This window comes from Bradyrhizobium sp., from assembly GCF_035309285.1.
Lineage (GTDB): Bacteria > Pseudomonadota > Alphaproteobacteria > Rhizobiales > Xanthobacteraceae > Bradyrhizobium.
Genome location: NZ_DATGFH010000080.1, coordinates 86,426 through 99,914, shown reverse-complemented (window position 1 = coordinate 99,914; position 13,489 = coordinate 86,426). Strand labels below are relative to the sequence as shown.

The 13,489-nt window shown below is 62.8% G+C and carries 15 protein-coding genes; 11 read left to right on the top strand and 4 right to left on the bottom strand.

What is annotated here, in order from left to right:
• Positions 1-1,084, bottom strand: a 1,084-nt coding sequence (tyrS, locus tag VKR55_RS16395) for a tyrosine--tRNA ligase (RefSeq protein ID WP_324404954.1), incomplete at its 3' end; no start/stop codon positions are given.
• 194 nt (positions 1,085-1,278) lie between these two features.
• On the opposite strand from tyrS, the gene VKR55_RS16390 reads away from it, so the two are divergent.
• Positions 1,279-2,382: an anhydro-N-acetylmuramic acid kinase gene (locus VKR55_RS16390; protein WP_324404953.1), complete on the top strand. Its 1,104-nt coding sequence runs from the start codon at positions 1,279-1,281 to the stop codon at positions 2,380-2,382.
• A gap of 73 nt (positions 2,383-2,455) precedes the next feature.
• Positions 2,456-3,127, top strand: coding sequence for a glutathione S-transferase family protein (locus VKR55_RS16385; protein WP_324404952.1), 672 nt, complete (start codon positions 2,456-2,458; stop codon positions 3,125-3,127).
• Here VKR55_RS16385 and VKR55_RS16380 read toward each other — a convergent pair.
• Both VKR55_RS16380 and VKR55_RS16375 read right to left on the bottom strand, forming a co-directional pair.
• Entirely contained in the window at positions 3,116-3,634 is a 519-nt protein-coding gene (locus tag VKR55_RS16380; RefSeq protein WP_324404951.1) for a DUF1697 domain-containing protein, read from the bottom strand. The two genes, VKR55_RS16385 and VKR55_RS16380, sit on opposite strands and share 12 nt — an antisense overlap.
• A gap of 63 nt (positions 3,635-3,697) precedes the next feature.
• Positions 3,698-4,345: an alpha/beta hydrolase gene (locus VKR55_RS16375; RefSeq protein WP_324404950.1), complete on the bottom strand. Its 648-nt coding sequence runs from the start codon at positions 4,343-4,345 to the stop codon at positions 3,698-3,700.
• Between the two features lie 289 nt (positions 4,346-4,634).
• Between VKR55_RS16375 and VKR55_RS16370 the strand changes: the two genes are divergently transcribed.
• The 9 genes from VKR55_RS16370 to VKR55_RS16330 all read left to right on the top strand — a co-directional run bounded on the left by VKR55_RS16370 (position 4,635) and on the right by VKR55_RS16330 (position 12,338).
• Positions 4,635-5,801, top strand: a complete 1,167-nt coding sequence (locus VKR55_RS16370) for a cysteine desulfurase family protein (protein WP_324404949.1) — start codon at positions 4,635-4,637, stop codon at positions 5,799-5,801.
• Between the two features lie 84 nt (positions 5,802-5,885).
• Positions 5,886-7,373 carry a Fe-S cluster assembly protein SufB gene (gene sufB / locus VKR55_RS16365; protein WP_324404948.1) on the top strand — a complete coding sequence of 496 codons (1,488 nt, stop codon included), beginning with the start codon at positions 5,886-5,888 and terminating at the stop codon, positions 7,371-7,373.
• Between the two features lie 5 nt (positions 7,374-7,378).
• Complete coding sequence (locus tag VKR55_RS16360; protein WP_324404947.1) at positions 7,379-7,654, top strand: hypothetical protein; 276 nt, start codon at positions 7,379-7,381, stop codon at positions 7,652-7,654.
• Complete coding sequence (sufC, locus tag VKR55_RS16355) at positions 7,654-8,406, top strand: Fe-S cluster assembly ATPase SufC (RefSeq protein ID WP_324404946.1); 753 nt, start codon at positions 7,654-7,656, stop codon at positions 8,404-8,406. The genes VKR55_RS16360 and sufC overlap by 1 nt, the downstream gene beginning before the upstream one ends.
• 18 nt (positions 8,407-8,424) lie before the next feature.
• A complete protein-coding gene (sufD, locus tag VKR55_RS16350) occupies positions 8,425-9,735 on the top strand; it encodes a Fe-S cluster assembly protein SufD (protein WP_324404945.1) in 1,311 nt (436 codons plus the stop codon).
• Positions 9,732-10,979 carry a cysteine desulfurase gene (locus VKR55_RS16345; RefSeq protein ID WP_324404944.1) on the top strand — a complete coding sequence of 416 codons (1,248 nt, stop codon included), beginning with the start codon at positions 9,732-9,734 and terminating at the stop codon, positions 10,977-10,979. Before sufD ends, VKR55_RS16345 begins: the two co-directional genes overlap by 4 nt.
• The gene (locus VKR55_RS16340) at positions 10,976-11,347 is read left to right on the top strand and encodes an SUF system Fe-S cluster assembly protein (RefSeq protein WP_324404943.1); all 372 of its coding nucleotides are present in this window, start codon (positions 10,976-10,978) and stop codon (positions 11,345-11,347) included. Before VKR55_RS16345 ends, VKR55_RS16340 begins: the two co-directional genes overlap by 4 nt.
• Before the next feature lie 64 nt (positions 11,348-11,411).
• On the top strand, positions 11,412-11,813 hold the full coding sequence (locus tag VKR55_RS16335; RefSeq protein ID WP_324404942.1) for a HesB/IscA family protein: 402 nt from the start codon (positions 11,412-11,414) through the stop codon (positions 11,811-11,813).
• 18 nt (positions 11,814-11,831) lie between these two features.
• The gene (locus VKR55_RS16330) at positions 11,832-12,338 is read left to right on the top strand and encodes a TfoX/Sxy family protein (protein ID WP_324404941.1); all 507 of its coding nucleotides are present in this window, start codon (positions 11,832-11,834) and stop codon (positions 12,336-12,338) included.
• 49 nt (positions 12,339-12,387) lie between these two features.
• On the opposite strand, the gene VKR55_RS16325 is transcribed toward VKR55_RS16330, so the two are convergent.
• Positions 12,388-13,455 (bottom strand): GGDEF domain-containing protein, encoded by a 1,068-nt coding sequence (locus VKR55_RS16325; RefSeq protein ID WP_324404940.1) that lies wholly within the window; start codon positions 13,453-13,455, stop codon positions 12,388-12,390.
• Positions 13,456-13,489 lie beyond the last annotated feature (34 nt).

Below are 13,489 nucleotides of genomic sequence, written 5' to 3'. Positions count from 1 at the left end.
CAAGGCCAGCTTTCACGAAACTCGTCAGCACGCCGAGGCCGGCCTCCAGTTCGCCGCGCGGAATTTCCACGGTAGGCAGGTTCTCCGCAATCGCGCCCTCCTCGAACGTCTGTCGCGCGGTTTCCGCCGCCTGTCGCGCGGCCTCCACGCCATGCAGCAGCCTGGTCGCGGCATCGGCCAGCGTCTTCTTGGCTTCGTTGATTTCGGCGCCTTTAAGGGCCGCGAGCTTGGCGATCTCGCTCATCGGCAGCGTCGTGAACAATTTCAGGAACTTTTCAACGTCGGCGTCCTCGGTGTTCCGCCAATATTGCCAGAACTCGTAGGGCGAACAGGCCTCGGCATTGAGCCAGATCGCGCCCTGCGCGGTCTTGCCCATCTTGGCGCCGGAGGCGGTGGTGAGCAGCGGCGTCGTCAGCGCGTAAAGCTGCTCGGTGCCCATGCGGCGCCCGAGGTCGACGCCCATGATGATGTTGCCCCATTGATCGGAGCCGCCCATCTGCAACCGGCAGCCGGTGCGCCGGGCCAATTCGACGAAGTCGTAGGCCTGGCAGACCATGTAGTTGAACTCGATAAAACTCATCTCCTGCTCGCGCTCGAGCCGGAGTTTGACCGAATCCATGGTCAGCATGCGGTTGACCGAGAAATGCTTGCCGACATCGCGCAGCATCTCGATCCAGTTCAGCCTGGTCAGCCATTCCGCATTGTCGAGCATGATGGCGTCATTGGAACTGGAACCGAAGCGCAGCACCTTGGCGAACACGCCGCGGATGCTTGCCTTGTTTGCCTCGATCTCCGCAATCGAACGCAGCGCGCGCGTCTCGTCCTTGCCGGAGGGATCGCCGACCATGGTGGTGCCGCCGCCCATCAAGGTGATCGGCTTGTTGCCGCTCTGCTGCAGCCAGTACAGCATCATCATGGTCAGGAAGTTGCCGATATGCAGGGACGGTGCGGTGCAGTCATACCCGACATAAGCCGTCGCCTGTCCCTTCGCGGCCAGCGCATCGAGGCCCTCGAAATCCGAGCACTGATGGATGAAGCCGCGCTCCTGCAGCACGTTGAGGAAATCTGACTTGAACGGGGTCATCTTTCTGCGACTCTGATCATTCTTGTTTTACGGTATTTGCATCAAATTCCCGAGTCCGCCTTAAGGCAGGCTGCCGCGGATCGGCGCGCTGTGGCATTATAAGATGTGCCCGTTCGGCACAAGCTTGGGGAACCCGGGATCGGCGGCCAGGAACACCCAAGAGGAAAGCCGACGGCAGGTGAAGACTTGCGGCCATGATGTTGACGACTCTCGGTCTCATGAGCGGCACCTCGCTCGACGGGGTCGATGTCGCCATGATCGAAACCGACGGCAAGCGGGTTCAGCGCTTCGGGCCATCCGGCTACCGACCCTACACCGAGCGCGAACGCAGCCTGCTTCGCCAGGCCCTGACCGAAGCCGTTAATCTACCGCAGCGCGATGCGCGGCCGGGCATCCTGCGCGAGGCCGAGCAGGCCGTCACCATCGCTCATGCCGAAGCTGTCGCCATCTTCGTCGCGCAGAACCGGATCAGCTTCGAGGACATCGATATCGTCGGCTTCCACGGCCAGACCGTGCTGCATCGGCCCGAGAAGAGGCTGACGGTGCAGATCGGCGACGCGGCCGCCCTGGCCAAGGCCATCCACATCCCCGTGATGCACGATTTCCGCGCCGCCGACGTTGCTGCGGGCGGGCAGGGCGCGCCCTTCGTGCCGGTCTATCACCGTGCGCTGGCGCAGTCGCTGGGGCGGGACGGGCCGATCGTCGTGGTCAATATCGGCGGCATCTCCAACATCACCTATATCGACGGCAACGACACGCTGATCGCCTGCGATACCGGACCCGGCAACGCGCTGCTCGATGATTTCATGTTCCGCACCATGCACCAGCCCTTCGATCGCGAGGGCCGGCTCGCCGCCCAAGGCGTGGCCGACGAGGCGTGGGTCACCCGTGCGCTGGAATTGCCGTTCTTTACTCTGCCGCCGCCGAAATCGCTCGACCGCAACGACTTCGCTGCGCTGAAGCTCGGACCGATGCAGCCAGCCGATGGCGCGGCGACGCTGACCGCCTTCACCACGACTGCAATCGCGCGGATCGTGCCGCTGTTGCCGAAGCCGCCAAAGAGCTGGATCGTCTGCGGCGGTGGTGCCCGCAACCTCACCATGATCAGGATGCTGCGCGAACAGCTTGCGCCCGCGACCGTCGAGGCGGCCGAGACGCTCGGCTGGTCATCGGATGCGATCGAGGCGCAGGCCTTCGGCTTTCTCGCCGCGCGCGGCCTCAAGGGCCTGCCGCTCAGCTATCCCGCTACGACCGGCGTGCCGATGCCGATGACCGGCGGGGTGATCGCAAGGCCGTGATCTGACGATGCCTTGACGGTTCATGCAGTTGCATCTAGTTAAATGCAGTTGCATGAAATTGTCGGGGTCGCCCATGGCCGAACAGCTCAAGCTCATTAGCCACAAGCTTTGCCCTTATGTGCAGCGCGCCGTGATCGCGCTGACCGAAAAGGGCGTGCCGTTTGAACGGATCGACATCGATCTCGCCAACAAGCCGGACTGGTTCCTGAAGGTCTCGCCGCTTGGCAAGACGCCGGTGCTGCTGGTCGGCGGCCATGCGATCTTCGAATCCGCTGTGATCCTGGAATATCTGGAAGAGACGCAGCCAAACCCGTTGCATCCCAACGACGTGCTCCGGCGCGCCGAGCATCGCGCCTTTATCGAGTTCGGCTCGGCGGTGCTCAATGATATCGCCGGCCTTTACTCGGCGCCGGATGCAGCCGCCTTCAAGGCCAAGGCGGCGCAGCTCGAGCAGCGTTTCGCGTGGCTGGAAACGCGTGTGGTCGGCCCCTGGTTTGACGGCGAAAAATTCTCGCTGGTCGATGCGGTGTTCGGCCCGGTGGTCCGCTATTTCGATGTGTTCGACGAGATCGGCGACTTCGGCATTCTCACCGGCAAGCCGAAGCTTGCGCGCTGGCGCGAGAACCTCGCGTCGCGGCCGTCGGTGAAATCGGCCGTCGGCGCAAACTATCCGGCGTTGCTGCGGGACTTCATCGAGCGGAGGCGCTCGCACCTCGCACGATTACAGGCGGAGCTAGCCGCCTAGCTCAGCGGCCATCCTGGCGAGCACGGCGACCGTGTTCATGTTGCGCGCAGTGCCGGCCTTGGCCGCGGGAATGACGAGTTTTGATTTCGCCATGCCCTCGCCGTAGTGGACATAGATCTCGCGTTTTCCGAGCTCGATCTCTTCATCCTTGCGGCCGCGGACCGCGGCCAGCGCATCCTTCGGTGGCCCTGCGTCGAGGAAGATCGCCATGGTGCGGTTCGGCGCGGCCTTGGGAAACGGATTAGCGGCTGAAACCTGCGCCATCTCGGCGGCGCTTCGCACCATCACGCCGACCGCCTTGCCGGCATAGGCGGCCAGCCGCTTCTCCAGCGCCCCCTTCACCGCGGCTTCCGATTTGCGGCTGGCAAACACCACATTGCCGCTCGCGATATAGGTCCGCACCTCGGTGAAGCCTAGCTCCTCGCACATCGCCTTCAATTCGGTCATCGGCAATTTGCCGGTGCCACCAACATTGACCGCCCGGAGCAGTGCCACGAACGCAGTCATTCGGCCCTAGCTCTTGCGCATGATCTTGTCGGAAAACCGCTGCACACTTTTCCGGATCATGCGCTAGCGGACGTTGGCGAGTCGCATGTCGAGATAGGCCGTCACCGTCTCCATCAACGGCTCCATCTTGTCCTCGAAGAAGTGGTTGGCGCCGGGGATGGTCTGCTGATCGATGACGATCCCCTTTTGCGTCTTCAGCTTCTCGACCAGCGTGTTGACGTCCTTGGCGGGCGCGACGATGTCCTTGTCGCCATGGACGATCAGTCCTGAAGACGGGCAGGGCGCGAGGAAGGAGAAATCGTAGCGGTTCGGCTCGGGCGCGATCGAGATGAAGCCTTCGACCTCGGGGCGGCGCATCAGGAGCTGCATGCCGATCCAGGCGCCGAAGGAGAAACCCGCCACCCAGCAGGCGCGCGCCTCGGGGTTGATGGTCTGCGCCCAATCGAGCGCGGACGCCGCGTCAGACAACTCGCCGGCGCCATGGTCGAACGAGCCCTGGCTACGGCCGACGCCGCGAAAGTTGAAGCGCAGCACGGAAAAGCCACGCGCGGCGAAGGCGTAGTAGACCTGATAGACGATCGGGTGATTCATGTTGCCGCGGAACTGCGGATGCGGATGCAGCACCATGGCGATCGGCGCGTTCTTCTGCTTGGCCGGATGATAACGGCCTTCCAGACGACCCGCCGGGCCGGTGAATATCACTTCAGGCATGAGAGATCCTTAGAACCATCGACCGATATGTGCCGGCTCGCTGCGATCGGTTGGCGGAGCCTTGCGAGATCATAGGGCTTGCGACGTCGATGATGTGCGAACGGCGCTCGAAACTCGGCCGCGTTCTAGCATGAGGCGAGGGGCAAAAAGCAAGCATCTTGAACATCGCTGGGCGCATTCAAGCTGTTAGCGTGCTGCTTGCCGAAACGTGCAAAGGTGGCCAGATGTCGAAAGGCCGGAGCACGCGGCGCTCAGATTCTGGTTAAAGTTCAAGGTAATATCATACTCGATGCCGAACAGGGTCTACCTCGACTGGAATGCGACCACACCGCTGCGCTCTGAAGCACGCGCGGCGATGGAGGCGGCATGGCAGCTTTCGGGCAACCCGTCCTCGGTTCATGCCGAGGGCCGGCAAGCGCGTAGACTGGTCGAGGAGGCCCGCGCAGCCGTCGCGGGCGCGATCGGCGCGTTGCCGCGGAATGTCGTGTTCACCTCGTCAGGGACCGAAGCCAATGCGCTGGCGCTTTGTCCTCGCGTCCATGCGGCGGCCGGTCGGCCGGCCGAGCGGTTGCTGCTGTCTTCCATCGAGCACGCGTCAGTCATGGCTGGCGGCCGGTTCCCGCAGGAGACGCTCACCAAGATCAATGTCACGTCTACAGGCGTAGTCGACCTGGTCGATCTCCGCGCCAAGCTTGCTACCGGCGGCCCGGCGCTGGTCTCGATCATGGCGGCCAATAACGAGACCGGCGCTCTTCAACCGGTTCGTGAAGCGGCTCAGATCGTCCATGAAGCGGGAGGCGTGCTGCACGTCGATGCGATCCAGGCATTTGGAAAAATACCTTTTGATATCAATATATTGAGTGCCGATCTTGTGACCGTGTCGGCGCACAAGATCGGAGGGCCGAAGGGCGTGGGCGCGCTCGTCCTCGCCGAGGGACTTGTTGGCGTCGCGCCGCTGCTCCGCGGCGGGGGCCAGGAGCGCGGCCATCGGGCCGGAACCGAGAATGTGCCGGGTATTGCGGGCTTTGGCGCGGCCGTAAAGGCGGCTGCGGCAGCGCTGGAGACAGAGCACGCGCGCGCCGAGCGACTGCGGAATCGGCTGGAAGCCGGTCTGAAGGCCACCCCGGGGGCGATTATCTTCGCCGCTGACGCTCCACGGCTTCCCAATACCAGCCTGTTCACCGTTCCCGGCTTAAGGGCCGAAACGGCTGTGATCGGCTTCGATCTGGCGGGAATCGCCGTGTCCTCGGGTTCCGCATGCTCGTCGGGCAAGGTCCAGCCCTCCCACGTGCTGGAGGCCATGGGCTTTTCCCCAAAGCTCACCCAAGGGGCCGTGCGGCTCAGTCTGGGCTGGTCCACGACCGAGGAAGACATTGAATTCTGCCTTCAGGCTTGGCGAAAGCTTGGCAGTACCCTAATTAAGGATAGCGACGAAACACTGCTTGAACGGTTCTAAGCAGGTGATTTCCTCGCAAAGGCATCGTAAGAGAGCTTCGAAACTGTTCCACCGCGGTCCTTGAAACCGCGAGCGGAGGATTGAATGCCAGCCGTACAAGAGACGGTCGACCGCGTCCGGCGGATCGACGTCGACCAATACCGTTATGGGTTCGAAACGTTGATCGAATCCGACAAGGCGCCGAAGGGCCTGTCGGAGGACACGATCCGTTTCATTTCCGCAAAGAAGAATGAGCCGGCCTGGATGCTGGAGTGGCGGCTGGAGGCGTTCCGCCGCTGGCTGACCATGACGGAGCCGACCTGGGCGCGCGTCAACTACCCCAAGATCGACTACCAGGACCTCTATTATTACGCGGCCCCCAAGCCGAAGAAGCAGGTCGGCTCGCTGGATGAGATCGATCCCGAGATCCTCAAGACCTATGAGAAGCTCGGTATCCCGCTTCGCGAGGTTGCGGTGCTGGAAGGCGTCGTGGCGCCGGAGGGCGGCGAGCGCAGCAAGATCGCGGTCGATGCGGTGTTCGACTCGGTTTCGGTCGCGACCACCTTCAAGGAAGAGCTGAAGAAGGCCGGCGTGATCTTCATGCCGATCTCGGAGGCGATCCGCGAGCATCCGGAGCTGGTGAAGAAGTATCTGGGCTCGGTGGTGCCGACCTCGGACAATTTCTTTGCGACGCTGAACTCGGCGGTTTTCTCCGATGGTTCGTTCGTCTACGTGCCCGAGGGCGTGCGCTGCCCGATGGAGCTGTCCACTTACTTCCGCATCAACGAGCGCAACACCGGCCAGTTCGAGCGCACGCTGATCATCGCCGACAAGGGTTCCTACGTCTCCTATCTCGAGGGCTGCACCGCACCGCAGCGCGACGAGAACCAGTTGCACGCCGCCGTCGTCGAGCTGGTCGCGCTCGATGACGCCGAAATCAAATATTCGACAGTGCAGAACTGGTACCCCGGCAATTCGGAAGGCAAGGGCGGCATCTACAATTTCGTCACCAAGCGCGGCGAATGTCGCGGCAAGAATTCGAAGATCTCCTGGACCCAGGTCGAGACGGGATCGGCGATCACCTGGAAATATCCGAGCTGCGTTCTGAAGGGTGACAACTCGCGCGGCGAATTCTATTCGATCGCAATCTCTAACGGCTTCCAGCAGGTCGATTCGGGTACCAAGATGCGGCATCTCGGCAAGAACACGACGAGCCGGATCATCTCCAAGGGCATCGCGGCGGGCCGCTCGCAGAACACCTATCGCGGGCTTGTGACCGCACATCGCAAGGCGACCGGCGCGCGCAACTTTACCGCCTGCGACTCGCTTCTGATCGGCGACAAATGTGGCGCGCACACCGTGCCCTACATTGAAGCCAAGAACTCGTCGGCGACGTTCGAGCATGAAGCGACGACCTCGAAGATCTCCGAGGACGTGCTGTTCTATTGCACCCAGCGCGGGCTGAGCGAGGAGGAGGCTGTCGGCCTCGTCGTCAACGGCTTCGTCAAGGACGTGCTGCAGCAGCTCCCGATGGAGTTTGCTGTCGAAGCGCAGAAGCTGATTTCGATCTCGCTCGAAGGCAGCGTGGGATAGCAGCCATGACCAACGCCTATTGGTTCAGGCCGAAGCGGATCGGCTACGGCGCAACGCCGAGCACCTGGGAGGGATGGACGATCACGGCAGCCTATTGCCTCGTGCTTTCGGCGTGCGTTTCGATCATGGTGACCCACAGGGGCTCGGGTTCGACGCTCGTTGCGCTGTTCGCCGTGCTCATTGCCGCGACCATCGCATTGGTCGTCGTCTGCAAAAAGAAGACCGATGGTCCATGGGGCTGGAACGCCGGCGCCAGGCAAATTTCTGGAAAGAAAGACTGATGGCATTGCTCGAAGTGAAGGATCTAAACGTGCGTGTCGAGGATCGTGAGATCCTCCACGGGCTCTCGCTCACCGTGAACAAGGGCGAGATGCACGCGATCATGGGGCCGAACGGTTCCGGCAAATCGACGCTCTCCCACGTCATCGCCGGCAAGCCCGGCTACGAGGTGACCGGCGGCGAAATCCTGTTCGAAGGCGAGGATTTGCTTGCGATGGAGCCCGACGCGCGCGCGGCCAAGGGCGTATTCCTCGCGTTCCAGTATCCAGTCGAAATCCCTGGCGTCGCCACCATGAATTTCCTGCGCACGGCGCTGAACGCACAGCGCAAGGCGCGCGGCGAGAGCGAGTTCTCTACGCCGGATTTCCTGAAGAAAGTCCGCGAAGTCGCGAAGTCGCTCAACATCCCGCAGGACATGCTCCGCCGCGGCGTTAATGTCGGCTTCTCCGGCGGCGAGAAGAAACGGAACGAGATCCTGCAGATGGCGCTGTTTGAGCCGGCGCTCTGCATCCTCGACGAGATGGATTCCGGCCTCGATATCGACGCCCTGCGCGTCGCGGCCGACGGCGTCAACGCGCTGCGCTCGAAGGACAGGGCGATGGTTGTCATCACCCACTATCAGAGGCTTCTGAACTACATCGTGCCTGATTTCGTGCACGTGATGTCAAAAGGCCGCGTGGTCAAAAGCGGCGGCAAGGAACTGGCGCTGGAGCTGGAAGAGTCCGGCTATGCCCAGTTCGAGGACGCGGCCTGACGCAATACGGGTTTTGTGATGAACGTTGCTTTGGCAAAGACGGAGACGGGACGCGCGGCGGAGACTATCTTTTCCGCCGCGAGCGACCAGCTGCCCGGCACCGGCAGGGTCGCCGAGACCAGGCGGCTGGCCTTCGAGGCCTATGAGCGCGCTGGTCTCCCGAACCGCCGGATCGAGGAATGGAAATATACCGACCTGCGCGTGCTGCTGCGCGAGGTGAAGCCGCTCGCGGCTGGCCCGGATGCGTCTGCGATCAAACATGCAAAGGCGGCTTTGAAGTCCGTCGCGATCAAGGGCGGGGCCACCAGACTTGTGCTGGTGGACGGCGCCTTTGTGCCGGAGCTTTCGGATGCCGTGCCCGTGGGCCTCAATGTCCGCAGCCTGCAGGAGGCGCTTGAGGCGGGCGAGGACCATCTTCTGGAGACGACGAGCGTCAAGGACACGATGGTCTCGTTGAACGCGGCGCTGGCGACGGATGGTGTCCTGGTTGGTATTTCCGATGGTGCTGCGCTTTCCAAGCCGCTGCAGATCGTCCATGTCGCGACTGCATCGTCGGCGTCTTGCTTCACCCGTTCTCAGTTAAAAATCGGCAAGGGCGCGCGCGCCACGCTGGTTGAGAACTTTATCGCGGCCGAGGGCGCCAAGGCCTATCAGGCTCACGATGCGGTGCTGCTCTCCATCGGCGACGGTGCGGAGCTGACGCAACTGCGGCTCATGGCCGACGGCACCGATGCCGCGAACATTACCTCCGCGATCATCACTGTCGGCGCCAAGGTCAAGTTCAATCTGTTCAACATGACCGCGGGCGGCGCCGTCAGCCGTTATCAGGGATTTGTCACGCTGGCCGGCGAGGGCTCCGACCTCAACGTCAACGGCGTCAACCTGCTCAAGGGCACGCAGCATGGCGACACGACGCTGTTGGTCGATCATGCCGTGCCGCATTGCACGAGCCGAGAAGTGTTCCGCGCCGTGATCGACGACCGCGCCCACTCGGTGTTCCAGGGCCGCATCATCGTTCGCCCCGACGCGCAGAAGACCGACGGCAAGATGATGACGCGGGCGCTGCTGCTATCCGACGAGGCCGAAGCCGACAACAAGCCCGAGCTCGAAATTTTCGCCGACGATGTCACCTGCGGCCATGGCGCAACGGCTGGCGCGCTCGACGAGAGCCTGCTGTTTTACCTGCGCGCACGCGGTCTCTCCGAAAAGGCGGCGCAGGCGCTGCTGATCCAGGCCTTTGTCGGCGAGGCGATCGAGGGCATCGCCGATGACGATCTGCGCGAAGCGGTCATGGCCGAGGCCGAACGCTGGCTGGAGGCAAGGGCATGACCACGCATCCGGCCGTCGCCAATGGTTCCTATGACGTGGCGCGCGTGCGCGCGGATTTTTCGGCGCTCGCCGTGAAGGTTTATGGCAAACCGCTGGTCTATCTCGACAACGCCGCTTCCGCGCAGAAGCCGACGGCCGTGCTGGACCGCATGACGGAGGCGTACAGAAGCGAGTACGCCAACGTTCATCGCGGCCTGCATTACCTCGCCAATGCCGCGACCGAGGCTTACGAGGGCGGCCGCGCGAAAGTCGCAAAATTCCTCAACGCCCGCCGCAACGAGGAGATCGTCTTCACCCGCAACGCCACGGAGGCGATCAACCTCGTTGCCTATTCCTGGGGCGAAGCGAACATCAAGGCCGGCGACGAGATCGTCATCTCGATCATGGAGCACCATTCCAACATCGTGCCCTGGCATTTCCTGAGGGAGCGCCATGGCGCCGTGATCAAATGGGCGCCGGTCGATGACGAGGGCAATTTCCTGTTCGAGGAGTTCGAGAAACTGCTGTCGCCGCGCACCAGGCTGGTCGCGATCACGCAGATGTCGAATGCGCTCGGCACCATCGTGCCGGTCAAGGACGTCGTGGAGGCCGCGCATGCGCGCGGCATTCCCGTGCTGATCGACGGCAGCCAGGGCGCGGTGCACCTCTCCGTCGACGTGCAGAACCTCGACTGCGACTTCTACGTCTTCACCGGGCACAAGGTGTACGGGCCGACGGGCATCGGCGCGCTCTATGCCAAGCACGAGCATCTGGTCGCGATGCGCCCGTTCAACGGCGGCGGCGAAATGATCCGCGAGGTCGCAAAGGACTGGATCACCTACGGCGATCCACCGCATAAGTTCGAGGCCGGCACGCCGGCGATCGTGGAAGCGGTAGGGCTGGGCGCTGCCATCGACTACGTCAATTCCATCGGCAAGGAGCGTATCGCCGCGCATGAGCACGACCTGCTCACATACGCGCAGGCGCGCCTGCGCGAGATCAATTCGCTGCGCGTGATCGGCACGGCGAAGGACAAGGGGCCGATCATCTCCTTCGAGATGAAGGGCGCCCATCCCCATGACGTGGCGACCGTGATCGACCGCCAGGGTGTCGCGGTGCGCGCCGGCACGCATTGCGTCATGCCACTTTTAGAGCGGTTCAATGTGACGGCGACCTGCCGCGCCTCGTTCGGCATGTATAATACCCGCGAGGAAGTCGACCACCTCGTTCAGGCGCTGATCAAGGCCGGGGAATTGTTCGCATGAGTGATGTAGCCGAAGTCAAGACTGCCAACATGGAGACGCATTCCGCGTTGTCGCCGGAAGAGACCGGGCGGCTGACCACGGAAATCGTCGCCGCGCTGAAAACGGTCTTTGACCCGGAAATCCCCGCCGACATCTACGAGCTCGGTTTGATCTACAAGGTCGATATCTCTGACGAGCGCGCGGTCGATGTCACCATGACGCTGACGACGCCGAACTGCCCGGCGGCCGGCGAGCTTCCAACGCAGGTCGAGAATGCGATCGCCAGCGTCCCCGGTGTCGGCGTGGTCAATGTGAACCTGGTCTGGGAGCCGTCGTGGTCGCCGGACCGGATGAGCGATGAGGCCCGTCTCGTCCTCAATATGTGGTGAAGCGTTAGGAGACGCGCGTTAAGCTTTGAACAGGCGGCATTGATTTGCCGTCGGGACTGACCAAATGAGTAATATGACGCCGGCATCACCCACACACTCCGCAAAGCCGAAGCGGCCGCGTCCGCAAGTGATGCGGCTGACGGAGGCTGCTGCGCATCGCATCCAGGAGCTGACCGGGCGCGCCGATTCCGAGATCGTGGGCCTGCGCGTCGGCGTCAAGAATGGCGGCTGCGCCGGCCAATCGTATACCGTCGAATATGCCCATGAGATCCGCCCGACCGACGAGGTCGTCGAGGACAAGGGCGTGAAGATACTGGTTGATCCCAAGGCCGTGCTATTCCTGCTCGGAACCGAGATGGACTACAAGGTCGACAAGATGCAGGCCCAGTTCATCTTCAACAATCCGAACCAGGTTTCGGCCTGCGGCTGCGGCGAATCCGTGCAGCTCAAGCCCGCGCAGGTCTGATCGTCGGGGCGCGGGCGCATGGACCGCGAATTCCTGACCGATCTGTTTGCGGATTTCGGTCCCGTCACCATCCGGCCGATGTTTTCCGGCTTCGGCATTTCCGTCGACGGCGTCAATTTCGCGCTGGCCTTGCGCGCCGGGCTCTATTTCCGCGCCGATGAAGCGACCATTCCGCAATTCGAGGCCGAGGGTTCAAAGCCGTTTCAGTATCAGACCCGCGCCAAGACGGTGCTGGTCAATTCCTATTGGCAACTGCCCGCGCGGCTGTTCGACGACACCGAGGAGTTAGGCCAGTGGGCGACGGCGGCGCTCGGCGCTGCCCAGCGCGCCGCGCTGAAGAAGCGGGCAAGGGCGCGGAAGCGGGTGAGCAAACCTGCCGCCGCGAAAGCGGCGCCACGCAAACGCGTCGCCAAGATGAAAAGCGCGAAGGCAAAGAGCCGCAGGGTGGGCAAAGCGACGCGTCCGCCGAAGCCCGGAGAGCGAAGGCGGAAGCGTGCCCACCGCTCGAGTCGACGATCGCGATAAAGTGGTGGGCACGGCGCTTTGCGCCTTTGCGCACCCTACGCAGCAAACATCAAGCCACCTGGCTCTGCGTCTCCGCGACGTATTCCGGATCGACCTCGCAGATCACGCGGTTGCGGCCGTTGCGCTTGGCGACGTAGAGGCAGGCGTCGGCACGTTCGATCAGCGCGTCGGTGTCGTCCTCCGGCTTCAGCATGGAGACGCCGACGGAGATGGTGACGCGGCCGAGAATTTCGCCGGTCGATTTCTTCTTCAGTTCCTTCGCCATCACGGCGCGGCGGATGTGATCGGCGACCGTCAGCGCCTGGCGCAGCGCCGTATTGGGCAGCACGACTGCGAATTCCTCGCCGCCGTAGCGCGCGGTGATATCCTGGCCCTTGATGGTCTGCTTCAGCGACATGCCGACCAGGCGCAGCACCTGGTCGCCGGTCAGATGGCCATAGGAGTCGTTGAACGATTTGAAATGGTCGATGTCGAACATCAGGAGTGACAGCGGCTCGCCGCTGGCTTGCGCGGTCTGGACCGCCATCTCGATCATGCGGTCGAAATATTTGCGGTTGCCGAGCCCGGTCAGCGGATCGGTCAGCGATTCGGCGCGGATCGCTTCCAGGCTCTGCTGTAGATTTGAAATCTCGTTCCTCGACAGCGCCAGCCGCGCTTCGAGCGCCTTGTTGGTCTCGCGCATCTCGTTGGTCGCCTTGACCAACGACTGCACGATCGCCTCGACCTGGTCGCGGGTCCTCGCGCTCGAAAGCTTCTCGCTCGCGCCATTGAGGCTCGAATCATAGCTCGCCGACACGCCGAGCGCGTCGGAGAGCAACACCATGACGTCGTCGATCTCGCCGATCACGCGTGCGCCGACCTTGTCGATGCGGTCGGTGGTCTTCAAATGCGAGAGATAGGTTTCGTAGATCTGCTCGAGATCGGCTTCAGTCAGCTTGCCGTTGCGGGCAAGCGTCTCGTTGATGATCTTGTTGAGGGGAGCGTTGTAGCCCGTCGCGTAGACGTACCAGATTTCGTAGTTACGGGGAATTGCCGTCTGGCGCAGCGACCTGATCTGGCCGAGCGCAACGTCGGCAAAGGCCATCGTGCGTTCGTGTTCGTCGAGCACCTTGACCACGGACTAGTCCCCATAGCGGGGACCGCCCGCCGCA

Coding starts and splice junctions, on each gene's coding strand:
- VKR55_RS16390 (WP_324404953.1), top strand. CDS start 1,279: ATGATGTTGACGACTCTCGGTCTCATGAGCGGCACCTCGCTCGACGGG.
- sufD (WP_324404945.1), top strand. CDS start 8,425: ATGAACGTTGCTTTGGCAAAGACGGAGACGGGACGCGCGGCGGAGACT.
- sufC (WP_324404946.1), top strand. CDS start 7,654: ATGGCATTGCTCGAAGTGAAGGATCTAAACGTGCGTGTCGAGGATCGT.
- VKR55_RS16340 (WP_324404943.1), top strand. CDS start 10,976: ATGAGTGATGTAGCCGAAGTCAAGACTGCCAACATGGAGACGCATTCC.
- VKR55_RS16335 (WP_324404942.1), top strand. CDS start 11,412: ATGAGTAATATGACGCCGGCATCACCCACACACTCCGCAAAGCCGAAG.
- VKR55_RS16345 (WP_324404944.1), top strand. CDS start 9,732: ATGACCACGCATCCGGCCGTCGCCAATGGTTCCTATGACGTGGCGCGC.
- VKR55_RS16385 (WP_324404952.1), top strand. CDS start 2,456: ATGGCCGAACAGCTCAAGCTCATTAGCCACAAGCTTTGCCCTTATGTG.
- VKR55_RS16375 (WP_324404950.1), bottom strand. CDS start 4,345: ATGCCTGAAGTGATATTCACCGGCCCGGCGGGTCGTCTGGAAGGCCGT.
- sufB (WP_324404948.1), top strand. CDS start 5,886: ATGCCAGCCGTACAAGAGACGGTCGACCGCGTCCGGCGGATCGACGTC.
- VKR55_RS16370 (WP_324404949.1), top strand. CDS start 4,635: ATGCCGAACAGGGTCTACCTCGACTGGAATGCGACCACACCGCTGCGC.
- VKR55_RS16330 (WP_324404941.1), top strand. CDS start 11,832: ATGGACCGCGAATTCCTGACCGATCTGTTTGCGGATTTCGGTCCCGTC.
- VKR55_RS16360 (WP_324404947.1), top strand. CDS start 7,379: ATGACCAACGCCTATTGGTTCAGGCCGAAGCGGATCGGCTACGGCGCA.
- VKR55_RS16380 (WP_324404951.1), bottom strand. CDS start 3,634: ATGACTGCGTTCGTGGCACTGCTCCGGGCGGTCAATGTTGGTGGCACC.